This window comes from Adlercreutzia equolifaciens, assembly GCF_029076695.1.
GTDB lineage: Bacteria > Actinomycetota > Coriobacteriia > Coriobacteriales > Eggerthellaceae > Adlercreutzia > Adlercreutzia equolifaciens_A.
Genome location: NZ_JARFIK010000126.1, coordinates 1 through 368, shown reverse-complemented (window position 1 = coordinate 368; position 368 = coordinate 1). Strand labels below are relative to the sequence as shown.

Annotated in this window: 1 protein-coding gene; it reads right to left on the bottom strand. The window is 51.1% G+C overall.

Annotated elements, in window-relative coordinates; genetic code table 11:
* On the bottom strand, positions 1–355 hold a 355-nt coding region (locus PZH32_RS11750; RefSeq protein ID WP_275208436.1), incomplete at its 3' end, for an aldo/keto reductase.
* Between the last annotated feature and the right edge of the window lie 13 nt (positions 356–368).

Sequence of the window (368 nt, the reverse complement as noted above, 5' to 3'; positions counted from 1 at the left end):
CTTTCTCCATCAGCTTGTAACCGGCGATATAGTTTCCAGCGGGCTGGTGGATGAGCAGCAGGTCAATGTAGTCGGTGTCCAGCCGCTCCAGTGTCTTTTCCACAGCATCAGACTGCTCGTAGAAGGCAGGCCACAGCTTGGTTTCCAGAAAAATCTCCTCTCTGGACACGCCGGACTTCTTCATTGCACGACCTACGGCCTTTTCATTGACATAGGCGTTTGCCGTGTCGATCAGGCGATAGCCACACGCCAGTGCATTGAGGACGGATGCTTCCGCCTCGTCCGGGGTCAAAAGAAAGGTTCCAATACCTGCCATAGGCATCTTAATTCCATTGTTCAAAGTAACATATTCCATTATTGATTCCTCC